This window comes from Neorhizobium tunisiense (genome assembly GCF_039631515.1).
Classification (GTDB): domain Bacteria; phylum Pseudomonadota; class Alphaproteobacteria; order Rhizobiales; family Rhizobiaceae; genus Neorhizobium.
In genome coordinates, this window is the sequence record NZ_JBDIUU010000007.1 from 1 (window position 1) to 21,697 (window position 21,697).

Below are 21,697 nucleotides of genomic sequence, written 5' to 3' on the forward strand. Positions count from 1 at the left end.
TCCAACCGTCGACGTCAAAACGCTGCATGCCAAAATCGGGGAGCTGACGCTGGAAAACGATTTTTTAGCCGGAGCGCTCGGCAAAGCGGGCTTGCTGGACGGAAAAAAATGATCGACCGCGAGCACGAACTGTCGGTCGCGCGCCAGGCGAAGCTTCTCGGCTTCAGCCGTGGCACGGTCTATTATCTTCCTCGTCCAGTGCCTGACGGCGATCCTGCCCTGATGCGCCGGATTGACGAGTTGCATCTCGACTACCCCTTTGCCGGAAGTCGGATGTTGCAAGGGCTCTTGAGAGGAGAAGGGCTGGAAGCTGGGCGGCTGCATGTCGCCACGCTGATGAAGAAGATGGGCATCGAGGCGATCTATCGCCGCCCAAACACCTCAAAACCAGCGCCTGGGCACAAAATCTATCCCTACCTCCTGCGCAAGCTGGCGGTCACCCGGCCTAACCAGGTCTGGGCGATGGACCTGACCTACATCCCCATGGCGCGGGGATTCGTCTATCTCTGCGCTGTCGTCGACTGGTTCAGCCGGAGGGTTCTGTCATGGCGGCTGTCGATCACGATGGAAGCAGCCTTCTGCATCGAAGCGGTGGAGGAAGCACTTGCCCGCTGTGGCAAGCCGGAAATCCTCAATACGGACCAGGGATCGCAGTTCACCTCCATCGACTTCACGGCGGTGCTGAAGAAAGTAGAGATTGCCATCTCGATGGACGGCAAGGGGGCGTGGCGGGACAATGTCTTCGTCGAGCGGCTCTGGCGGTCGATCAAATACGAGGAAGTCTACCTTCACGCCTACAAGACCGTGTCCGAGGCCCGCGCTGCCATCGGCAGATATCTGACCTTCTACAACAGCCGACGCCCACATTCATCCCTTGACCGGCAGACGCCGGATCAGGCCTACTTCAACGCGCTGGCACCAATGATGGTGGCAGCATAATCGAGGCGGAAATCCACTTAACGAAACGCCCGAAACTGTTCAAACAAACCGAGCCACCTCTCTGGTTATGCAAACCAAAGGACTGGTCAAACTTGCAGCAGGAGAGTTTTCGCGAGAATTCCTTGAGACAGATCGGTGTCGTTTTTGCCCAGCATGTGTCGCCAGTGACATCGGACCAAAGCAGCGTCTTCACCTCGCATTCGGTCGTGTTGAATGGATGGTGAAATTCATCCACACCTGTCCGGAACATGGAATTCGGTTGCAGACGGTTTCCGGTCATCGGTCAAAGGCGGCAGATTTCTCAGCGCAACTGCGCACGGCGATTGGCGATCTTGAAAGGCTCGCGGGAACGCAATCGCCAGACACTCCAACTAGGCTACAGGACTATGTCATCAACCGATTGCACAGAGGTCTGCCACAAGGAAATTGGCTGGACAAATTTCCTTTGCAGGCTGCGGCTCATTTCACGCAATTGCTCGGCGGGTTGTCCAGAGATGGGTGCGAACCGAACCTCGAAGAATTCGACGAACAAGACTGGATCGAGGTCGCATGCATCGGCTACGAAATAATATCTCGGGGTGCTCAAGCTATCGAGTTCGCCCTTGACCAGTTTTTCGATTTTGAACCACTCCGCCGCAGAATCGGTTTATCGACGCTCCTGGGCCGGTTGTCAGCAGAGCTGCTGGAACGAGTTGACCAACCGGGATACACGGGACTGATCAAGTTTTTAGAGGACGCTGCACGTTGGAAACATCCGACGCTGGTTTCTGAACTGCCTTACTGAAAATTAACTTACAATTTCCTTGAGCCGGGTCATCGACCCGGTTTTTTTGCGTCTAGAAAGTTGGGCCATGTTACGTTCCGTTTCAGGCCACGCACGTTCCGTTTTGGCCGGAAAATCAGGGGTTTTGGCCCCTCATTGGGCCATACTGCGTTCCGTTTTTACATTCATTGCCGAAACGGAACGTAGCGTAGCCCAATTGCAATAACGCGCAGAACGGGCCAACATATTCGTTCTTTTGGACAATGGCGACGTGTCTCAACGACGCGCGGCTTTCCAGATGATTAAGGGAATCTGATTGTTATCGGTAAGTTAGCCGCACCCCAACTAGTCGCGCTGGCGCTCGGACTAAAGGTCCTCCCATTCATTAGGCAATGGAGATTTCCCAACTTTCCGACCGACGAACGGCGAAAGCGACGCGATCAATTCTTTTGACCTGCCCACGATTTGCGAACTCTGGACTAAAACACTCTCGTTTATCAAACGAACATTCTTGTCGCTGATATCAACAATGATCTCGTGTTGTTCTGGAGGTCCAACCCCAACCATAATGTCGAGTGCTATGGCCAGCCACAGCTCGACCCTGGGATCACGCAAATCATTGCTTTCAGGCGGCGTTAGTTTCACCACCGGTCGGCTTCCGAGGACGAACGATTTCTTTGGATTTGGCATTCGGGCGTCCGCCTGCCCCCTGCCCGCAATCACGCTGACGACATTGTCGCTCCCGGTCTTCAAAGAGGAGACGCGAAGGTTTAGATATGCTCGCGCAAGCCTCGCAGGGTCAAGCAGATCACTCCGAGCATCGCCTTGTCGGCGATTGCAGATGCCTGACGGAGGACGGAAATCTCCTCTTCCGACTTGACTCAGCGCAGGCTGTCACTGAGCCCCGGCATGGGAATGAAGCTCGCATCCGGCAGCAGCGCCGAAAGCCGCATGAACGTCGCAGCGCTCATACTGTAGGAATTGGTATCGAGGCCGATGCGGGCGCCGGCAAATCGACGCTCGCGGATGCTTGTCGCGACGGCCGCTTGCACTTCGTCGGTATCGGCGAAACCAACCACGTCGGAAATCCAGCTCTTTTCCCGGCACGATGCCTCGTCCAGCGCCCGCAGCGTAAACCAGGCATCGCCCTCGCGCGGAAAAAGGCGGCGGGTACATGGTTTGGGATACGGTTTAGCCGGTTACCCAGGCCAGCAGCTCGCCGCTATCGACGAGCAGCAGATCGACGCCAGCGGATGCCATGGCGTCCCGGGCGCGTGCGATACGACTATCGAATTCCGCCCGGGAGAATATGATCAGGCAACCTCGCAGATATCGAGGATGGTCAGCATGTAGACGCGGATCATGTCGAGATAGTCGACGATATCGACGCGTTCGTCGGGCATGGTGTTGTAACGCCCGCCGGGACCGCAGACGATACCTTCCATGCCAAGTTCCTGGTAGAGGTGGCCGGCATCGGTACCGTAGAACCGCGTCGGCGTGATCGCACCGGTCGGCTGCTTTTCGCGGCGCACGGCTTCATAGGCCGCATTGATGGACTTAACGATGCGCGAATCCGGCGAGACCTCGAAGGGCGGCATCAGCGGGCGACCCTCGATCAATTCCGGAACCAGCTTTGCCTTCAGGCCGGGGAAGCGGCCTTCGAGCGCCTTCAGTTCCTTTTCGAGATCGGCCAGCACGCCCTCCTGCGTCTGCCCCGGCGCATAACGGCACGAGCCCTTGAGGCGGACGAAATCCGCCACCTGCGGCGGACGCCATTCTTCGAGACTGCGTCCGAGAGCACCATGGACGACGCCGACATGGCCGCGGTTGATCGACCGGTGCACGTCGCTCCTGGCGCCGCTGAAGGTCATCGCGTTGATGCGCGGGATGATGTCGCAAGCAGCGGCGATCGCATCGACGGACTCTTCGCGCTTGGAGAGATGACGGGTGTCGCCGGTCAGTTCGATGACATAGCTGAGGGCTGCCGCGTGCATGGTGACGGCGACGAGATCGCTCGGCTCGCTGTTGATGAAATAGTCCGCCTTGACGCCGTGTCTGATCGCCGCAAGCGTGCCGACGCCGCCTTGCAGTTCGCCGACCACGAAGGTCAGGATAACGTCGCCCTTGAGCCTGACGCCGGCATCGAGCAGCGTCTTGACCGCGCAGAAATAGGCGGCATCGCCGGCCTTCATGTTCGACACGCCGATACCGTAGATGAACTTGTCATCGACAAGGCCGGCATAAGGATCGACCGTCCAGCCTTCGGTCACCGGGTTGGTGTCGAGATGGCCGTTGAACAGCAGGCTCTTGCCGCCGCCGGCACCCTTGAGGCGTCCGATCGTGTTGAAGCGGCGACCTTCGTCGAACGGCTGCAATTCGGCTTCGACCCCGATCTTTTCCAGTTCGCCGGCCATGTAGCGCGCAAGATCACGCTCGCCGTCGGTTTCCGAATGGCTCTTGTGCTGGACCATCTTCGACAGGAAATCGAGGCAGGCCTTTTCGTCGATCCGATCCACCAGGGACTTCGGGTCCATTGTCATGCTCCTTGATGCATTGTCATAGGTATTGGCCGGCCGCGCGCGGCACCGCCTCGATCAGGCGGCGCGTGTATTCGGCACGATCCGGGCTATCGATATCCGCTGCCGGTGCGATCTCGACGAGATTGCCGCGATACATCACGGCGATCCGGTGGGCGATCTGGCGGATGAGGTTGAGGTCGTGAGTGATAAACAGATAGGCGGTGCCACTGGTCTTCTGCAGCTCCAGCAGCAGCTGGACGACAGATGCCTGAACCGATACGTCGAGCGCTGAGGTGATTTCGTCGCAGATAACCAGTTTCGGCTTCGAGGCAAAGGCGCGGGCGATCGCCACGCGCTGTTTCTCGCCGCCCGACAACTGATGCGGATAACGCTGGGCATGGGTACGCGGGAGGCGCACCTGCTCCAGCATGTCGCCGACCTTCTGGTCGAGATGAGATGCGTCCCCGAACAGCTTTAGCGGCCGCGACAGAATCTCGCTGATCTTCTGGCGGGGATTGAGCGAGGCGTCGGGGTGCTGGAAGATGATCTGCACGTTCTTGCGATAGGCATTGTCCATGTCGCCAAGGTTCCTGATCTCGCGACCGTCAAACCAGATCCTGCCCTCAAAGCGGTTGAGACCGGTCATCGCCTTCGCCAGGGTCGACTTTCCGGAGCCGGATTCACCGACGATGCCGAGAATCTCCCCCGGATTGATGCTGAGGCTGACGGCATTGTTGCCGGCAACGCGTTCGGTGGTACGGCCGGTCAGCGCCGCCAGGAACGGCTTGCGGCCGTAATGGACGCTGACGTTTTCGACGCGCACCAGCGGCTTGTCCGTTTCAACGACAATGTCGCCGACAAGCCTATGGGCCGGGTCGGGAACCGCCGCGATCAGTTCGCGGGTATAATCCTGCTGCGGATTGGCAAAGATATCGCGCACCGCGCCCTGCTCGACGATGTCACCGCGACGGATGACGGCGACGCGGCTGGCCGTGCGCGACACCAGCGCCAGGTCGTGGGAAATGTAGAGCGAGGCGACACCGGTCTCGGCCTGCAGTTCTACGAACAGGTCGAGGATCTGGCACGAGGTGATGACGTCGAGCGCCGTCGTCGGTTCGTCGAAGATGATGCATTCCGGATTGCACGCAAAAGCGGATGCGATGACGACGCGCTGCTTCTCGCCGCCCGATGCCTCGTGCGGCATGCGGTTCATCATCGCCGCCGGCGTCTTCAGGCCGACGCGATTAAGCATCGCCTCGCCTTCCTTCCAGGCCTGCTGTCGTGTCAGCCCGCGGTGACGGACGAGCACTTCGGCGAGCTGGGTGCCGAGCGACAGGGTCGGGTTGAGCGACGTGCTCGGATCCTGGAACACCATACTGATGCGCCGGCCGCGAAAGGCCTCGATCTGGGCATCGGTCTTTTCAAGCAGGTTCTCGCCGCTCAGCAGAATGCGGCCGTTCGGTTCGCGGGCGTTCTTGGGCAGATAGCGCATGATCGACCAGGCAAGCGAGGTCTTGCCGGAACCGGATTCGCCCACCAGACCGAGGATCTCGCCCCGGTGGACGGCGAGATCGATGTTCTTGAGCGCATGGAAGACACTGGAGGCCGTGTGATAATCCAGCGAGTAGTTCTCGATCGCGAGGACCGGAGTTTCTGGTGTCGTCGTCATGGTCGTGGCCTCAGGTTCGCGGATTGAGGGCATCGCGAAGACCGTCGCCCAGAAGGTTGAAGCCGACGGCGACGACGGCAATCGCCACGCTCGGCCAGATCAGGATACCGGCACTCAGGTGCATGTAGCGGCGTGCTTCCGAGACCATCAGGCCCCATTCGGCGGCCGGCGGCTGCGCGCCGAGGCCGAGAAAACTGAGCGTCGCAAACAACATGACCGCGAAAGAGACGCGGATGGTCATCTCGACAATGATCGGCGCAATCACGTTCGGCAGCATTTCCCGCAGGATGATGTAGGCTGAGCTTTCACCACGGGCGACCGCCGCATTGACATAATCCTGCTTGCGCACCGACAGCGCGACGCTGCGGGTGATGCGGGCCATGCCCGGCGCGAACGCGATGGCAACGGCGATCAGCGCGTTGACCGTGCTGGATCCCAGGAGGTTGACGACCAGAAGCGCAAACAGCAGGCTCGGGATCGACATGACGGCATCGATGGTGCGCATGATCAATTCGTCCGCCCGACCGCCGAGGAAGGCGGAGGTGGTGCCGATGAAGGCGCCGATCAGCGTGCCGGCGATGGTTGCGAGCACGGCCATGACGACGGTGGCGCGGGCGCCGATCATCAGGCGGCTGAAGATGTCGCGGCCGTATTGATCAGTTCCCAGCCAATAGGCGGCGCTCGGCCCCTTGTAGCGCGCCAGGGGAGAGAGGGTTTCAGGGTCGTACGGCGCGAGCATTGGCCCCAAAAGCACGATCACCAGCACCAGCAGGACAAGAAACACGCCGATCGCGCCCTGCGGCGTGCGCAGGAGGCGTTTGATGAAATCAGTCATACTGGATCCTCTTGTCGAGCCAGGCATAGAGGATGTCGGCGATGAAATTGACGATCGAATAGGTGGCCGCCATAATCAGCACGCCGGCCTGGATGGCCGGCAGGTCACGCGCCTGGATCGCCACGATCAACTGGCGGCCGATGCCGGGAATGGCAAAGATCTCTTCGACGACGATGACGCCACCGAGCAGGTAGCCCACATCGAGCGCAACGATGGTGATCGTCGGCAGCAGCGCATTGCGCAGCGCGTGGCGGCGCAGGACCTGTCCGCGGGAAATCCCCTTCAGCCGGGCGGCGCGGATATAGTCGGTGTGCAGCACGTCGACGAGTTCCGAGCGGACCATGCGCGAGACGTGGGCAATCAGGATCACCGAGATAACACAGACCGGAAGGACCAGATGGGCGATGCCGCTGGTAAAATTTTCCGTGAGCGGCACATAGCCGGTCGGCGGCAACCATTTCATCAGGTCCGCAAAGACGAGGACGGCGACGGTGGCGGTGACGAATTCGGGAAGCGCGACGCCGGCATAGGAGATCAGGCTGACGATCATGTCGGCGATCTTGCCGCGGCGGACGGCGGCGATGATGCCGAGCGGAATGGCGAGAACCAGCATGAGGCCGATCGACAGGAAGGCCAGAAGCAGCGAGCGGCCGAGAGCTTCGAGCATGACCGGGCCGACGGGCTGGCCGGTCCGCAGCGAGGTCCCGAGATCGCCCCGCAGCACGTGGCCGAGCCAGGATGCGTATTGCTGCCACACGGGGGCATTGAGCCCCATGTTTTCACGTAGCGCAGCGAGGGCTTCCTGGGTCGCATTCTCACCCAACATCATGACGGCGGCATCGGCCGGCAGGACCTGCGTGATGGCAAAGACGATGAGCGATACGATGAAGAGCGTATAGACGATCATCACCAGCCGCTTGGCAACATAATTCGGGGACACGATCGTGTTCCTTGTTCGAGTAGCCGGACGCTCCTCGAGCGTCCGGCATTGTTCGGGGTCAGCCGCGTTTCGGCGCCTTGTCGGTCAGGGACACATGGTCGAGGCGGAAGACCGAGGCGCGCGGATGCGCCTGGTAACCGCTGACCCAGCTGCGCTTGGCCGACAGCACGTCGAAGAAGGACGGGATGATCGAGGGGACTTCCTCGTTCATCAGCTGCTGGGCCTTGGTATAGAGCTCGGTGCGCTTGGCGGCGTCGATCGTGCCGCGGGCTTCGGCGACCAGGGCATCGAAGGCCTTGTTGTTCCAGCGCGTCTCGTTCCAGGAGGCATCCGAGGTGTAGAGAAGCTTGAAGATTCCGTCCGGTGTCGGCTGCATGTTGTAGAAGCCCACGTAGAAGCTGCCCTTCTTCCACACCTGCTCCAGATAGGTGGCATGCGGCATCGTCTGGACATTGATGGTGATGCCGGCTTCCTTGGCCATTTCCTTAAGGGCGACGGCAAGCTGGGTGCGCACGGCCGGGCGGTCTGAAGCGATGAGTGTGGCTTGCAGGCCATTCGGGAAACCGGCTTCCGCGAGCAGCTTCTTGGCTTCCGCGATATTCTTCTGACGCTGTTTGGTCGCCTTGAAGAACTGGTAGGACGGGTTCAAAGGCGTGTCGTTCCCCGGCGTGCCAAAACCTTCGGTCACAAAATTGACCATGGCTTCGCGATCGACGGTCAGCGCAATCGCGCGGCGGACGCGCGGGTCGTTGAACGGCGCGGTGTCGCAACCGAAGTTGATGTTGCAGAACTGGCCGGACGGGGTGCGAAGGACCTCGACGCCGTCGTTGCCGTCAAGTCGCAGGTATTCGGTCGGCTGCAGCGTCGAGATGATGTCGACATTGCCGGCGATCATCGCCGAACCTTCGGCGGAGATATCCGGGAACACCTGGACCTCGATACGATCGAGATAGGGGCGTGCGGGGTCATAGTAGTTCGGGTTGCGTTCGACGACGATCAGGCGATCCGGCTCATAGGATACCAGCTTGAACGGGCCGGTGCCCACAGCCTTGGTGGACAGGCTCTTGAGGTCGCCACTGGCGATCGAGGCCGGAATGATGCGAGCGTTGGTGTAGGCCATTGCGACGGGCAGGTCGGCATAGGCGCCGGAGAGCTTGAACAACACTGTCGTATCGTCGACGGCGACGATGTCGGAGATCGGACCGACATTGTTGCGGCCGGGCGACGCGGTTGCCGGATCGAGGATTGCCTTGAAGGTCGCCACGACGTCCTTTGCCGAAAACGGCGAGCCGTCATGGAATGTCACGCCCTTGCGGAGCTTGAACGTCCATTCGGTCAGGGCGTCATTGGGCGTCCAGCTTTCGGCCAGATCCGGCTCCACCGACATATCGACCTGCAGGCGTGTCAGGTTGCTATAGAGCAGCTCGGTCACCAGGTATTCCGGGTTGACGCGGGTCAAAAGCGGATGGATGACGCTTGCAGCTTGGTCGACGGAGATGCGCAGCGTGCCGCCCCTGGCGGGCTTTGCAGTCTGGGCCAGGCCGAGTGCTGGTGCAGCAAGGACGGCGGCTGTGCCGGCGAGGAAGAGGCGACGTTTGATTTCCAGCATTTTTCAGTTCCCTTATGGTTCAGGCGCGGTTTTCAGGAATGGCGTCGGCGGCAAAATCCGCCGCGAGATAGGCGAGTATGCTTTTCGCCAGGGCGATGACGTCCTGACGGGTGGTATGCTCGTCAGGACTGTGGATGCAGCTTTCCGGTCGGCCGAGCCCGCCAAGCAGCACCTCCTGTGCAAAACCGGACTTTTGCACGTAGCCGAAATCGGAGCAGCTTGCGGCGCCCCATTTTTGAAAGTCTTCCGGCTTGTAGCCGAAGCCCAGCGACAGCGCCTTTTGCCAGCGCGGCCAATGCGGACCTTCCGGATCGTCGGTCGGGATGAGGTGGCCGACAAGATCGATTTCAAGCCCAAGCCCCGTGCCGGCGACGGCGTCACGGATCAGGCTTTCGATCTCGGCGCGCGCATCCTCGTAGCTTTCTTCCGGAGCGTAACGTCGGCTCACGAGAATCTTGATCTCCGCCGGCACCTGGCCGCCGGCGGTGCCGCCGTTCACGGCCGAAATGGAAAGCTGGGGTCGCAGCGGCCCTGACGCGTGCGGCGGCGGCGCCAGCGCGGATGCCCGGCTGGCTACGTCCGGCTTCAATGCCATCAAGGCATTGAGCAAGGGCAACGCGCCTTCGATAGCATTGATGCCGGCGCCGGTGCGGTTTCCCTCTCCCGCATGAACGGCGTGTCCCCTGATCGTCACCTGCAGGTGGAAGACGCCGAAGCAGCCAGCCCAGATGCGCGGCGCCGCCGAGCCGTTGAAATTGAGGATATGCCCTTTCAGCATGCCCTGCTCCGCCAGATAGCGAATGCCGGGATAAAGGCCCCCTTCCTCATCGGTGCAGAGGAGCAGCATCGGATCGTAGGAGAGCGGCAGATCGCATTTTTGGGCGGCCCGCAGTGCCAGCAGGGTTGCTGCGATCGTGCCCTTCATGTCGGCGGCGCCGAGCCCGAACAGGTCATCACCCTCGACCGTCAGCTTCAGCGGATCACGGACCCAGCCGGGAGCGACCGGAACCGTATCGACGTGATAATAAAGACCGCAGACGGGCTTTCCCGTGTCGCGGGTGGCCACGAGATTGGTCCGCTCGCCAGACGCCGGACCACCGGCTACGTACCAGAGATCACGCGGCACGACGACCCGCTCGAACTCAAACCCCAGCGGCGCCAAAAGCTCGATCATCAGGTCGGCGAAAGCGTCATAGCCCAGACCCGGCGGGAATGATGTGTCAACTTCGATCATCCGGGCCAGATCATCGACAGCAAGCTCGACATCCCGCTCAATCGCTGCCATGGCAGGTCCGAGGACCTGTTGCGAAGAAGCTGGTTGCGGCGTGCTCATGGCAGTGTCCTCGATACCCGTCGCGCCAGCCTTCCCAGCTTGCGCTTTAATATAAACTATATAGTAATACTGCGTAGATCGAGACCCTGAGTCAACTCCAAAGAAGAGGCAAATCATTGCCGGAACTGCCCAATAATTCATCAGGAGTGATCAAGCTGACGGAATTGTCGTTGCCGCTCTATGAAGTGGTCAAACGACAGATCACCGAAGCGATCATGCTCGGCAAACTGGAACCGGGCTCGGTTCTGCCGAGCGAAGTGGCGCTCTCGCAAACCTACGGCGTGGCCGTCGGCACAATCCGTCGAGCGCTGATGGATCTCACCAATGACGGCCTTCTCAGCCGTCGCCGCAAGACCGGCACAGTCGTGACAGGCCGCAAGCCGCAACACAGCCTGCGACTGTTTTTTCAGTATTTTCGACTGCATGGGCTGGATGGTTCACTCAGCAAATCGGTCACGAAGGTGACTTCGCTCGACAGGAGCTTTGCTTCCGCGGCCGATGCGGGAAAACTTCAGATCGACAAAGGGGCGCCGGTCGTTACCTTCCACCGGGTGCGTTACGTCGACGAGCGGCCGATCATGCACGAGACCCTGACGCTTTCCCGCGAACGGGTCCCCGACTTCCCGGAAAGGCCGGAGGAAATCCCTCAGCTCTTCTACCTGCATCTGCTTGAAAATTATGGTATCCGCATCTCGGCCATACGCGAGCAGATCGGTGCCGATCTTGCGAACGATTCCGATGCCCGGTGGCTGGATCTCGCCCTACCCGCGGCCGTTCTGACGATCGACGAGGTCGCCTATGACCAACTGGCGGTCCCCGTTCTCATCTCCGCTCATCGCGCGACGACCGCACACCATAGGTATGTCAATGAGGTTCAATGAGACATTGCTATTGACGAGCGCCCAGACGGCAGCTTCGACAGAAATCGAACCGTCAGCTCGATTTTCAACCTATTCAAGCCACTGAGTAATGGTGCCGCTTGGAGTGCAAGGTCAAATTGAAAATACTGACTACCACCACGGCTAAGGCAGCGTCCGCGCCTTTCGCGGCCGAGTTCCGCTTGGATGGCAACTCCTAGACATGACCCGCAATCGGTTTCGGCAGGTAATTCTGCTCGAGTTCGGTCACGTCCTCGTCACTCAGGCTGATCTCCAGCGCTCCGACGGCATCCTCGAACTGCCCCGGCTTCGAGATGCCGACGATCGGTGCCGTCACCGCTGGACGGCTCGCGACCCAGGCATAGGCGACCTGCGCCATCGGCCTATCGTGTCGCTCGGCGACTGCCTTGAGGGCGCCAATCACCGCGTCGTCGGCGGCCTTGGTCCGGTCGTAGAGCGACCGAGCCGTGTTGTCAGTCTGCCCGCGGGCCGTCTCGCCGTCAGCCCGACCTGCCAGCCGGCCACGGGCAAGCGGACTCCAGGGTACGACGCCCACGCCTTCGCTCATGCAGAGCGGCAGCATTTCGCGCTCTTCTTCACGATAGATGAGGTTGTAGTGCGGCTGCATCGAAACGAACGGCGCCCAACCATTCTGCCTCTGCATCCCGATCGCCTTCATGAACTGCCACGCATGCATGGAGGAGGCGCCGAGGTAACGCACCTTGCCGGCCCGCACCACATCGTTCAAGGCCTCCAGCGTCTCCTCCAATGGCGTGCCGTAGTCGAACCGGTGCAACTGGTAGAGGTCGATATAGTCGGTACCGAGGCGCTTCAGGCTGCCGTCGATCGCGTCGAGGATATGTTTGCGTGACAGGCTGCGGTCGTTGATGTCGCTGCTCATCGGATGGAAAAGCTTGGTGGCGATCACAAGCTTGTGGCGGGGAACGAGGTCCAGCAACACTTTGCCGGTGATCTCCTCGCTCTTGCCGAGCGAATACATGTCCGCCGTGTCGAAGAAGTTGATGCCGAGATCGACTGCCTGCCTCAGGATCTTGGCACTGTCTTCGAAATCTAGCACCCAAGGCGCCCATTCGCTCGATCCGAAGGTCATGCAGCCGAGCGCGAGACGCGAAACCTTCAGGCCAGTCCGACCAAGATTGACATAATCCATTGATACACCTCGCCTTCAAGAAGAGCCGCTTACGGCGATGCCCTCTTTCGAAGGAGCTATATAATTGGAATTTTTCGAGGCATTCAATCGCCTTGCTGCTAAAATATGCAAATTTTTATCAGGGGGATTGTCATCCTCGCATCTCGTGTTACGGTTCGTGTATCAAATGAGTAATACACACATGTTCACGATTGACGCCTCCAGCATTGACCGTTCTCTCCCGGTCCCAGTCGGAAAGCAGCTCTACGGACTGCTGGCCTACATGCTGTCTTTTGGCGACATGCCGAAGGGCGTGAAGTTACAATCGGTGCGCCAGCTGGCCGCCGAACTCGACATCGCACCAATGACGGTGGCCGAAGTCTATAAGCAGCTTAGGGCCGAAGGGCTGGTGGAAATCCGGGCTGGCCTCGGGGCTTTTACCGTCTATGAACCGAACCGGCAGATCGGCCGCGTGGCGCCGGCGAACGTGCTGAGCGCGGATATCGACAGCCTGCTCGAAAAGGCGGAACGACTTGGAATTTCGCCTGTCACACTCGCCTCAATGGTACAGGCCCAGGCGCGGCTCAGGAAACCGCGGGTTCATCTGAACATCGTCTTCGTCGGTATCTTCGAGGCGCCGGCGCGCGACTATGTCGAGCAGATCCGCCCGACGCTTGCGGCGAACGACGTGATCAGCCTGGTCACCGCCGATCAGGTGCGCGACAGCGCCGAAGTCCGCGAGCAGTGCCGCAATGCCGACCTCGTGCTCACCTTCGTGCATCGCGAGGTGGAGATCCGCGGTTTTGTGCCGGAGGCCAATATCCTGGCGATCCGCTTCATCCCCTCGGAGCGGACGCGGCAATCACTCGCGCTTCTCGATCCGCGCACGCGCGTCGCCGCCGTCACGCAGCTCAAGGACTATATCGCCATCATGCGCCCGAGCGTGCGCGAGTTTGCGCCGCATATTTCCGACATTACGGTCGCATGGTCTTATGCCGACGATCTCGCCGACATCATCGCCCGTTGTGATGTCGTCATCTTCGCCTCCGGCGCCGACCACGTCGCCGATCTCGCCGGACCGAACAAGCGCTGCTTCGAATACCGCCATTCGCCCGATCCCGGCGTGCTCGAGAACCTTCTTGCACCGGCACTTGCCGAACTGCGCCACAACAAGATCACGGACGGCGAAGCACCGGCCAGGGTTTCCGAACTCGCGTCGCGGAGGACCAAGACCCGCTGATACGAGCAACGCTTTGAATGAACCAAACCAATAAGGGGAACATACATGAGCAAAGCACTATCGATCACAGCCGCGTTCCTGCTTGCAGGACTTTCCTTCACCGCCCTTTCGTCCGCGCAGGCCGCGACCGTCACCATCGGGACAGACGTCGATGCCGGCACGCTGGACCCGCGCCTTTCGCGCGACACGACCGCGTACCGCGTGATCGACCTCATCTATTCCGGCCTGGTTCACACGACACCGAGCCTGGAAGCGAAACCGGATCTCGCCGAAAGCTGGGAAACCCCCAATCCGACGACCTGGATCTTCAAGCTCCGCCCGAACCTCAAATTCTCGGACGGCAGCCCGCTGACGGCCGCAGACGTCGTGTTCACCTTCAGCTCGATCCTGAACAAGGATTTCAACGCGCCGATGCGGGCGCTTTATACGCCGATTTCGGCCGTGGAGGCGGTCGATCCCCAGACGGTGAAATTCACGCTTTCCGCACCTTATGCACCGCTGCTCAGCTATCTCGACATCGGCATCGTTTCAAAGGCGCTGGTCGAAGGTGGCACGGACATTGCGCTGAAGCCGGTCGGCGCAGGCCCGATGAAATTCGCCTCCTGGACACGCGGCAGCGCCATCCAGCTCGAGCCCAATCCGAATTACTGGGGCGAGAAGCCGAAGGTGGACAAGGTCACCATCAAGATCATCGGTGACGGCTCGGCCCGCGCCCAGGCCTTCGAAGCCGGCGACCTCGACATTATCCAGTCGCCGCTGGCACCGCAGGACATAAAGCGGCTGCAGGCGGACAAGCGCTTCGGCGCCGTCGTTCAGCCGGGCCTCGGCGTGACTTACATCAACTTCAACACCAAGGATCCGCTGCTCTCGAGCCCGAAGATGCGGCAGGCCTTCTCGATGCTGATCGACCAGAAGACAATCGTTAACGACATCTACCAGGGTGTCGATGCAGTGGCTTCCTCGATCGTCCTTCCCTCATCCTGGGCCTATTCGAAGGACATCAAGCAGCCGGGCTTCGACGTCGAGGGTGCCAAGAAGCTCTTCAAGGAAGAAGGCTGGGCGGACACCAACGGCGACGGCTTCCTCGACAAGGGGGGCAAGCCGCTAAGCATCGTTCTGTCCACCCATAGCGAAGACAGCAACCGCGTCCAGACGGTCGAATTCATGCAGGCGAATTTCCAGGCCGCGGGCGTCGATGCCAAGACGCAGGTCAGCGACTGGCCGTCCTTCTCCACCAATTACGTGCAGAAGAGCCAGCACCAGATCGCGCTGCTTGGCTGGCTGAACATCGTCGATCCGGACCGTCTCCTGTTCGCCCAGCTGACCACGGGCGGCTCGACCAACTGGGGCGGATATTCCAATCCGGCAGTCGATGATCTCCTGAAGCAGGGCCGTTCGGCAACCACCCAGGCGGACCGCACCGCAGCCTACCAGAAGGTCGCAACGCTGCTGGCGAGCGACCTGCCCTACTACATCGTCTCCTACCAGGGCTACCAGCTCTTCTACTCGAAGAAACTGCCCTTCGAGGTGCAGGCGACCTCGCGCGGCAACATGCGCGGCATGATCGGCCTCAAGGACTGATGCTCAGATCGCGGGCCGGCCAATCCAGTATTGGAGGCCGGCCCGCGCCATAGCCGAAATTGTAGTTCCAGGGTGACCCGATGGCTTTTTCACAGCGTCTCGGCGCGGACTTCTACGCGAAAATTCAGGCCGAAATCCGCAAGCGGATGGAGGTGGCCGGCATCGATCTGCTGCTTCTCGATTCCAACGACGACGTTATCTACACGACCGGATTTTCGCACTATACGACAGAGCGGCCGGTGGTCGTGGCGATCACGGCGACGGATGCTTTCCTGTTGCTTCCGGAACTGGAGCGTACCCACGCGGCACACCAGCATATAGCCGCAGAGGCGATCGTCTATTTCGAGTTTCCAGGGATCGACCCGTGGCATGCGGTGCTCGGCCGGAAGTTTGCCGGGTTCAGGGGAACGGTCGCCTATGGCCACGCGATCTCGCTTGCCCGGGTAAAACCCATCGAAAGCGCCTTTCCGAATGCGGAACGGGTGATCCCGAGCAATATCGTCCAACAGATGCGGCTCCGGAAACATCCGGAAGAGATCGCCCTGCACCGCGAGGCCGCGCGCCTGTCCGACCGGATGGTCGAGGTCGGCGTCGATATGATCCGCGAGGCGATGCGGAAGGGCGGCCCGTTGCCGAGCGAGGTCGAGATCGAATCCTACGTTTCCCGCCACGCCATGCGCACCATGCACGAGGAGCATGAAGACGTCCTGCTGGTGCAGGGACTGGCAAGCGGGCTCGTCTATTCCGGCCCGCGGTCGGCTTTCCCGCATGGCATGCCGACCGGCAATCCGGTGAAGATCGGCGAAAGCATCATCCTGTCGCTCGGCTGCCGGGTTGGCGCTCGCGCTTCGGAAAGCGAACGCACCTTCTTCATCGGTGAACCGTCGAAGCTGCAACGGGAGCATTATGCCGTCGCCTACGAGGCGCAGCGCATGGCGACTGCGGCGCTGATCGCCGGGCATACCTGTGCTTCGGCGGACAACCTCGCACTCGCCTATATCCGCGACAGCGGCATGAGCGAATACCTGCTCCATCGCGTCGGCCATGGGATGGGCATCATGTTCCATGAGGCGCCCTGGGTGGAAGGCGGCGACCAGACGATCCTGGAGCCCGGCATGATTACCTCCAGCGAGCCGGCGATCTTCGTGCCGGGCTTTGCCGGCTACCGCATCGCCGACACCGTGCTGATTACGGCCGAAGGGCCGGACAGCATGACGCTCTATCCCCGCAAGCTCGAAGACGTTGTCATCGCCTGAGGTTCGAAAAATGGGTTTCAGCCAACGTCTAGCACCGGAATTCTACCAGCGGCTCCATCGCGACATCCGCGCCCGCATGGAGGAAAAGGGCATGGGCCTTCGAGGAGATCGTGCTGTCATGACCTTCGCGCCGGCACAGCCAAGGGGAGCTTACCCATGCTAGCCTATATCGTCCGCCGTCTGCTGCTGCTCATCCCGATGGCAGCCGGCATGGTCGTCGTCACCTTCGGCTTGCTGCTGCTGATCCCCGGCGATCCGGCCTCCGTCCTGCTTGGCCAGGAGGCGTCGGTCGAAGCGATCAACAACCTGCGCAACGCGCTCGGCCTCAACGATCCCTGGTATGTCCGCCTCGGCGCCTATTTCGCCCGCCTGCTGCAGGGCGACATGGGCCGCTCGATCTTCCAGAACCAGGCGGTGTCGGAAATCATCGCCGGTCGGTTGGGCGCGACCATCGAGCTTGCGGTTGTCGCGCTGATCCTTGCCTGTCTCGTCGGCATCTCGCTCGGGGTGCTGGCTGCCACGCGACAGGGTTCGATCGTCGATACCGTCTCGATGATCTTCGCCCAGCTTGGCGTTTCGATGCCGGTCTATTGGCTCGGCCTGCTGCTGATGCTGCTCTTTGCCGTAACGCTCGGCTGGCTTCCGGCCATCGGCCGCGGTGCGCCCTTCCCCGAAGCGCTCTGGGCCGCTCTGACCGGCCGGCCGCAGGTCCTCGTCGACAGTTTCGCGCATATCCTTTTGCCGGCAGTGGCGCTTGCCGCGAACTCCGCTGCGATCATCTCGCGGCTGGTGCGCACCGCCATGCTCGAAGTCCTGCGTGAGGACTTCGTCCGCACCGCCTATGCCAAGGGCCTGCGTCGCCAGCGTGTCATCCTTCGCCATGCGTTTCGCAACGCGCTCCTCCCGGTGCTGAGCGTCGTCGGCCTGCGCTTCGGCGCCCTGCTCGGTGGCGCGGTGCTGACCGAAACCATCTTCGCCTGGCCGGGCCTCGGCCAGCTGACCATCACTGCGATCTCGCAGCGCGACCTGCCGCTCATCCAGGGCATCGTGCTCACCTTCGCGATCATCTTCGCCCTGGTGAACCTCGTCGTCGATCTTCTCTATGCGGTCGTCGATCCGCGCATCCGTTTGGGTTGAGGCTCATGAAATTATCCAGGCGTTTCCGCAATATCTCCCTGATCCTCGGCATGTCGATCGTGCTGGCGATCGTCATCTGTGCGGTCTTCGCGCCCTATCTGTCGGCGCATGGCATCGAGCAGATGGACATGCGCAACCGCTTCTCCGGCCCGACGCTCACCCACTGGCTCGGCACCGACAATTTCGGGCGGGACCTCTGGGCAAGGCTGATCTACGGCGCACGCGTTTCGCTGACGATCGCCTGCATCTCGGTCACGGCGTCGGCTCTCATCGGCACGACGGTCGGGCTCGCCGCCGGCTATTTCGGCGGCTGGACGGACCTGATCCTGATGCGGATCACCGACATCTTCCTGGGCTTTCCGGCGATCGTGCTCGCACTCGCCATCGTCGCGGTGCTCGGCCCCGGCATCGTCAACGTGGCAATTGCCATCATCGTGGTCGCCTGGACGGAATATGCGCGAGTGGTTCGCGCGACGACGCTGGTCCTGCGCGAGCAGAACTATGTGCAGGCCGCAAGGGCGCTCGGCGCCCATCCGGTCCGCATCCTCGTCAAGGAAATCCTGCCCAATGCGATAGGGCCGATCATCGTGCTCGCCTCGCTCGGCTTCGGTACCGCGATCATTTCGGAATCGGCGCTCAGCTTCCTCGGTTTCGGCCTGCCGCCGCCGGCGCCGACCTGGGGTTGGACGCTCGCCTACGGGACACGCTTCATGCGGGACGAGCCATGGCTGGCAATCATAGCGGGCGCCACGATCATGGTGACGGTGCTCGGCTTCAACCTGCTCGGCGACGGCCTGCGCGACGTGCTCGACCCGCGGCATCTCTCGCGCTCCGCGGGCAAGAAGAAATAGCCAAAACCTCAGGATCAAGACGACAACGACACTGAAAGGAAACATCCATGGTCAAGTCGATCAACAAGCTTCGTCCCAAATTCACCACCCATGCGGACGGCAGCGATGCCGTGATCTTCATGCATGAACTGGTGGGCGAGCAGGACGGCCCCACCGTCGGAATTTCCGCCTCCATCCACGGCAACGAGAACACCGGCTCGCAGGCGATCCTGGAACTCTACCGCATCATCAAGGACATGCCGCTCAAGGGCCGCATCATTCTCCTGCCGGTCGCCAACCCGCGTTCCTTCGCCGTCAACCATCGTCACAATCCGCTCGACCAGCTGAACCTCAACCGCGAATTCCCCGGCGATCCGCGCGGTACCTACAGCCAGCAGCTCGCCGATGCGCTGGCACACGAGTTCTACGCCAAGATCGACTACAATCTCGACCTGCATTCCGGCACCGACCGGCCGACCGTCGACTATGTCTACATCTGGAATGACGAGCCGCTGTCGCGTGCCTTCGGTTCGAAGATCCTCTATCGCCCGACGACCGGAAAGGCCGGCACGGTCTATTCCGGCACCAGCAAATCCGTTTCGATGGACCGCCATGGCACCAAGGTCGTGACCATCGAGCTCGGCGGCGGCATCGTCGACCAAACCCCCTATGTCGAGCTCACCGTCGCTGGCCTGATGAACCAGCTTCGCCTGATCGGCTCGATCGAAGGCGAAGTGAAGCCCAATCCGAAACAGGTCGTGGTCACCGAACTCGTCGGCATCCGCCCGAAGCATGGCGGCTGGCTGGAGCCGCTTTCTCCGGCGAATGGCGAGATCATCAAGGGCGGTTCGCTGCTTGGCCGCGTCGTCAGCCCCTACGACTTCGAGACGATCGAGGAAATCCCGACGCCCTTCGAAACCGGCATCATGGTCATGCAGCACCTGACCCGCAACCTCGTCGAGGCGGGCGACTACGGCTTCATGGTCGGCAATATCGAAGGGTCGACCGACTGATCGGATCCCTCCGGCAGATGGAATGAACGGATGCAGGATCGAGCAATGGAAAAGACGATGGAACCGGCGCTTGCCGTCAGCGACCTGAATGTCGAGATCCTCGGGGAGAACGGGGCCTTTCCCGTCGTCTCGGAGATGAGCCTTTCGGTGCGCCCCGGCGAGACGGTCTGCATCGTCGGCGAAAGCGGCTGCGGCAAATCGATGACCGCGCTGTCGCTGCTGCGCCTCCTGCCCGACAGCGCCCGCGTCGCATCCGGTTCGATCAGGATCCATGGCGAGGACTTTCTCGCCATGGATCGGCGCCAGGTCGAGGATTTCCGCGGCGACAAGATCGCCATGATTTTCCAGGAACCGCTATCGGCGCTGAACCCGGTGCTGACGATCGGCGAACAGATCGCCGAATCCGTCCGCCAGCATCGAAGGCTTGGGCGGCGCGAGGCCTTTGCGCGCGCCGTCAAATGCCTGGAACTGGTCCAGATGCCGGACCCCGAACGCCGCGCCCGGCAATATCCCCATGAACTTTCCGGCGGCATGCGGCAGCGCGCGATGATTGCTCTGGCGCTTGCCTGCGAGCCGAAAATCATCATCGCCGACGAGCCGACGACAGCCCTCGACGTCACCGTGCAGGCGCAGATTCTCGGACTGATTTCCGACCTGCAGAAGCGGCTCGGCACCGCGCAGATCCTGATCACCCACGATCTCGGCGTGGTTGCCGAAATCGCCGACCGCGTCATCGTCATGTATGCCGGCCGGCGGGTTGAGGAATGCAGCGTCTACGAACTCTTCGAAAACCCGATCCACCCCTATACGATCGGCCTGATGGGCGCCGTCCCCCATCGGGACAGAACCAAAGCCACCCCGGAGCGGCTGACGGATATTCCCGGCACCGTGCCGCCGCTCTGGCACCTGCCGAAGGGCTGCGCGTTTGCGCCCCGCTGTCCCGGCGCCTCGGCCCGCTGCCTGGAGGAACGCCCACCCTTCCTCGAAAAGAAACCCGGTCATTTTGCCGCCTGCTGGGAGCATGACAATGCCTGATGCCGCGGCCCCTCTCCTCTCCGTTGAGAACCTCAAGGTGCATTTTGCCATCCGCTCCGGCGTCTTCCAGCGGCAGGTCGGCGAGGTGAAGGCCGTCGACGGCGTTTCCTTCTCGATCGGTTCAAGCGAGACGCTCGGCCTTGTCGGCGAAAGCGGCTGCGGCAAATCGACCACCGGGCTCGCCCTCATGGGCCTCGTGAAGGCCACGGACGGCCACATCGCCATGCAGGGAGCCGAGGACGTCACGCAAATGCGGAGCATCCCGCAATCCTACCGCCGCCGCATGCAGATTATCTTCCAGGATCCTTTCTCCTCGCTCAACCCGCGCCAGCGGGTGCGCGACATCATCCGCGCGCCGCTCGATATCCATGGCATCGGCACGGTCGAGGAACGGCGGGCCGAGGTCGCGAGGCTCATGTCGCTGGTGGGTTTGAGGCCCGACCAGGCCGAGAACTTCCCGCACCAGTTCTCCGGCGGCCAGCGCCAGAGGATCGGCATTGCCCGGGCGCTGGCCCTCAAGCCCGATATCATCGTCTGCGACGAGCCGGTTTCTGCACTGGACGTGTCCGTACAGGCACAGATCCTCAACCTGCTCGCCGACCTGCAGAAGGAACTCGGCCTTTCCTACCTGTTCATCTCGCATGATCTCGGCGTGGTCGAACACGTCTCGCACCGGGTCGCCGTCATGTATCTCGGCAAGATCGTCGAGACCGGGTCGAAAGAGGTGATCTTCACGAAACCCCTTCACCCCTATTCGGAGCTACTGCTGCGCTCGGCGCCGGCACATGATCCGCGTAAGCGTCACAAGTTCAGCGCCGTCAGCGACGACATTCCGAGCGCCACGCGAAAACCTGCGGGCTGCGCCTTCCACACCCGTTGCCCCCTCGCGACCGATATCTGCCGCCAAATCGAACCGCGGCTGGAACGGAAGGGCGACGGCCAGTCCGTTGCCTGCCATCACCGATAGAGG

19 protein-coding genes and 1 pseudogene are annotated in these 21,697 nt (G+C 61.4%); 11 read left to right on the plus strand and 9 right to left on the minus strand.

What is annotated here, in order from left to right:
* Together ABCW43_RS19840 and ABCW43_RS19845 are read left to right on the plus strand one after the other, a co-directional pair.
* Positions 1-939 (plus strand): annotated as a pseudogene (locus tag ABCW43_RS19840) (IS3 family transposase); the annotation flags it as partial.
* Between the two features lie 67 nt (positions 940-1,006).
* Entirely contained in the window at positions 1,007-1,723 is a 717-nt protein-coding gene (locus tag ABCW43_RS19845) for a TniQ family protein (RefSeq protein ID WP_345927610.1), read from the plus strand.
* Positions 1,724-2,068: 345 nt separating this feature from the next.
* On the opposite strand, the gene ABCW43_RS19850 is transcribed toward ABCW43_RS19845, so the two are convergent.
* The 8 genes from ABCW43_RS19850 to ABCW43_RS19885 form a co-directional block, all read right to left on the minus strand.
* The gene (locus ABCW43_RS19850) at positions 2,069-2,392 is read right to left on the minus strand and encodes a hypothetical protein (protein WP_345927612.1); all 324 of its coding nucleotides are present in this window, start codon (positions 2,390-2,392) and stop codon (positions 2,069-2,071) included.
* A 191-nt stretch (positions 2,393-2,583) separates the two neighbouring features.
* The gene (locus ABCW43_RS19855; RefSeq protein WP_345928171.1) at positions 2,584-2,832 is read right to left on the minus strand and encodes an aminopeptidase P family N-terminal domain-containing protein; all 249 of its coding nucleotides are present in this window, start codon (positions 2,830-2,832) and stop codon (positions 2,584-2,586) included.
* Between the two features lie 183 nt (positions 2,833-3,015).
* Positions 3,016-4,236 carry a M20 family metallopeptidase gene (locus ABCW43_RS19860; RefSeq protein WP_345927614.1) on the minus strand — a complete coding sequence of 407 codons (1,221 nt, stop codon included), beginning with the start codon at positions 4,234-4,236 and terminating at the stop codon, positions 3,016-3,018.
* 22 nt (positions 4,237-4,258) lie between these two features.
* A complete protein-coding gene (locus ABCW43_RS19865; RefSeq protein ID WP_345927616.1) occupies positions 4,259-5,890 on the minus strand; it encodes a dipeptide ABC transporter ATP-binding protein in 1,632 nt (543 codons plus the stop codon).
* Between the two features lie 10 nt (positions 5,891-5,900).
* Positions 5,901-6,725 (minus strand): ABC transporter permease, encoded by an 825-nt coding sequence (locus ABCW43_RS19870; protein WP_345927617.1) that lies wholly within the window; start codon positions 6,723-6,725, stop codon positions 5,901-5,903.
* Positions 6,718-7,665: an ABC transporter permease gene (locus ABCW43_RS19875; RefSeq protein ID WP_345927619.1), complete on the minus strand. Its 948-nt coding sequence runs from the start codon at positions 7,663-7,665 to the stop codon at positions 6,718-6,720. Before ABCW43_RS19875 ends, ABCW43_RS19870 begins: the two co-directional genes overlap by 8 nt.
* Positions 7,666-7,723: 58 nt before the next feature.
* Positions 7,724-9,274, minus strand: a complete 1,551-nt coding sequence (locus ABCW43_RS19880; protein WP_345927621.1) for an ABC transporter substrate-binding protein — start codon at positions 9,272-9,274, stop codon at positions 7,724-7,726.
* Between the two features lie 19 nt (positions 9,275-9,293).
* Complete coding sequence (locus tag ABCW43_RS19885) at positions 9,294-10,607, minus strand: M20 family metallopeptidase (RefSeq protein ID WP_345927623.1); 1,314 nt, start codon at positions 10,605-10,607, stop codon at positions 9,294-9,296.
* Between the two features lie 116 nt (positions 10,608-10,723).
* Between ABCW43_RS19885 and ABCW43_RS19890 the strand changes: the two genes are divergently transcribed.
* Positions 10,724-11,488 carry a GntR family transcriptional regulator gene (locus tag ABCW43_RS19890; RefSeq protein WP_345927625.1) on the plus strand — a complete coding sequence of 255 codons (765 nt, stop codon included), beginning with the start codon at positions 10,724-10,726 and terminating at the stop codon, positions 11,486-11,488.
* A gap of 193 nt (positions 11,489-11,681) precedes the next feature.
* On the opposite strand, the gene ABCW43_RS19895 is transcribed toward ABCW43_RS19890, so the two are convergent.
* The gene (locus ABCW43_RS19895; protein WP_345927627.1) at positions 11,682-12,656 is read right to left on the minus strand and encodes an aldo/keto reductase; all 975 of its coding nucleotides are present in this window, start codon (positions 12,654-12,656) and stop codon (positions 11,682-11,684) included.
* 181 nt (positions 12,657-12,837) lie between these two features.
* Between ABCW43_RS19895 and ABCW43_RS19900 the strand changes: the two genes are divergently transcribed.
* The 8 genes from ABCW43_RS19900 to ABCW43_RS19935 all read left to right on the plus strand — a co-directional run bounded on the left by ABCW43_RS19900 (position 12,838) and on the right by ABCW43_RS19935 (position 21,694).
* Entirely contained in the window at positions 12,838-13,875 is a 1,038-nt protein-coding gene (locus ABCW43_RS19900) for a GntR family transcriptional regulator (RefSeq protein ID WP_251090600.1), read from the plus strand.
* 45 nt (positions 13,876-13,920) lie between these two features.
* On the plus strand, positions 13,921-15,456 hold the full coding sequence (locus ABCW43_RS19905; RefSeq protein ID WP_345927630.1) for an ABC transporter substrate-binding protein: 1,536 nt from the start codon (positions 13,921-13,923) through the stop codon (positions 15,454-15,456).
* Positions 15,457-15,536: 80 nt separating this feature from the next.
* Entirely contained in the window at positions 15,537-16,712 is a 1,176-nt protein-coding gene (locus ABCW43_RS19910; RefSeq protein ID WP_345927632.1) for a M24 family metallopeptidase, read from the plus strand.
* Between the two features lie 156 nt (positions 16,713-16,868).
* Positions 16,869-17,849, plus strand: coding sequence for an ABC transporter permease (locus tag ABCW43_RS19915; RefSeq protein ID WP_345927634.1), 981 nt, complete (start codon positions 16,869-16,871; stop codon positions 17,847-17,849).
* Between the two features lie 5 nt (positions 17,850-17,854).
* Complete coding sequence (locus ABCW43_RS19920; protein ID WP_345927636.1) at positions 17,855-18,700, plus strand: ABC transporter permease; 846 nt, start codon at positions 17,855-17,857, stop codon at positions 18,698-18,700.
* Between the two features lie 47 nt (positions 18,701-18,747).
* Positions 18,748-19,692: a succinylglutamate desuccinylase/aspartoacylase family protein gene (locus ABCW43_RS19925; RefSeq protein ID WP_046627517.1), complete on the plus strand. Its 945-nt coding sequence runs from the start codon at positions 18,748-18,750 to the stop codon at positions 19,690-19,692.
* Positions 19,693-19,737: 45 nt separating this feature from the next.
* Positions 19,738-20,727 carry an ABC transporter ATP-binding protein gene (locus ABCW43_RS19930; RefSeq protein WP_445738981.1) on the plus strand — a complete coding sequence of 330 codons (990 nt, stop codon included), beginning with the start codon at positions 19,738-19,740 and terminating at the stop codon, positions 20,725-20,727.
* The gene (locus tag ABCW43_RS19935) at positions 20,720-21,694 is read left to right on the plus strand and encodes an ABC transporter ATP-binding protein (protein WP_345927639.1); all 975 of its coding nucleotides are present in this window, start codon (positions 20,720-20,722) and stop codon (positions 21,692-21,694) included. Before ABCW43_RS19930 ends, ABCW43_RS19935 begins: the two co-directional genes overlap by 8 nt.
* Positions 21,695-21,697: the final 3 nt, after the last annotated feature.

Coding starts and splice junctions, on each gene's coding strand:
- ABCW43_RS19900 (WP_251090600.1), top strand. CDS start 12,838: ATGTTCACGATTGACGCCTCCAGCATTGACCGTTCTCTCCCGGTCCCA.
- ABCW43_RS19895 (WP_345927627.1), bottom strand. CDS start 12,656: ATGGATTATGTCAATCTTGGTCGGACTGGCCTGAAGGTTTCGCGTCTC.
- ABCW43_RS19925 (WP_046627517.1), top strand. CDS start 18,748: ATGGTCAAGTCGATCAACAAGCTTCGTCCCAAATTCACCACCCATGCG.
- ABCW43_RS19920 (WP_345927636.1), top strand. CDS start 17,855: ATGAAATTATCCAGGCGTTTCCGCAATATCTCCCTGATCCTCGGCATG.
- ABCW43_RS19935 (WP_345927639.1), top strand. CDS start 20,720: ATGCCTGATGCCGCGGCCCCTCTCCTCTCCGTTGAGAACCTCAAGGTG.
- ABCW43_RS19905 (WP_345927630.1), top strand. CDS start 13,921: ATGAGCAAAGCACTATCGATCACAGCCGCGTTCCTGCTTGCAGGACTT.
- ABCW43_RS19930 (WP_445738981.1), top strand. CDS start 19,738: ATGGAAAAGACGATGGAACCGGCGCTTGCCGTCAGCGACCTGAATGTC.
- ABCW43_RS19860 (WP_345927614.1), bottom strand. CDS start 4,236: ATGGACCCGAAGTCCCTGGTGGATCGGATCGACGAAAAGGCCTGCCTC.
- ABCW43_RS19910 (WP_345927632.1), top strand. CDS start 15,537: ATGGCTTTTTCACAGCGTCTCGGCGCGGACTTCTACGCGAAAATTCAG.
- ABCW43_RS19865 (WP_345927616.1), bottom strand. CDS start 5,890: ATGACGACGACACCAGAAACTCCGGTCCTCGCGATCGAGAACTACTCG.
- ABCW43_RS19845 (WP_345927610.1), top strand. CDS start 1,007: ATGCAAACCAAAGGACTGGTCAAACTTGCAGCAGGAGAGTTTTCGCGA.
- ABCW43_RS19870 (WP_345927617.1), bottom strand. CDS start 6,725: ATGACTGATTTCATCAAACGCCTCCTGCGCACGCCGCAGGGCGCGATC.
- ABCW43_RS19880 (WP_345927621.1), bottom strand. CDS start 9,274: ATGCTGGAAATCAAACGTCGCCTCTTCCTCGCCGGCACAGCCGCCGTC.
- ABCW43_RS19885 (WP_345927623.1), bottom strand. CDS start 10,607: ATGAGCACGCCGCAACCAGCTTCTTCGCAACAGGTCCTCGGACCTGCC.
- ABCW43_RS19850 (WP_345927612.1), bottom strand. CDS start 2,392: ATGCCAAATCCAAAGAAATCGTTCGTCCTCGGAAGCCGACCGGTGGTG.
- ABCW43_RS19915 (WP_345927634.1), top strand. CDS start 16,869: ATGCTAGCCTATATCGTCCGCCGTCTGCTGCTGCTCATCCCGATGGCA.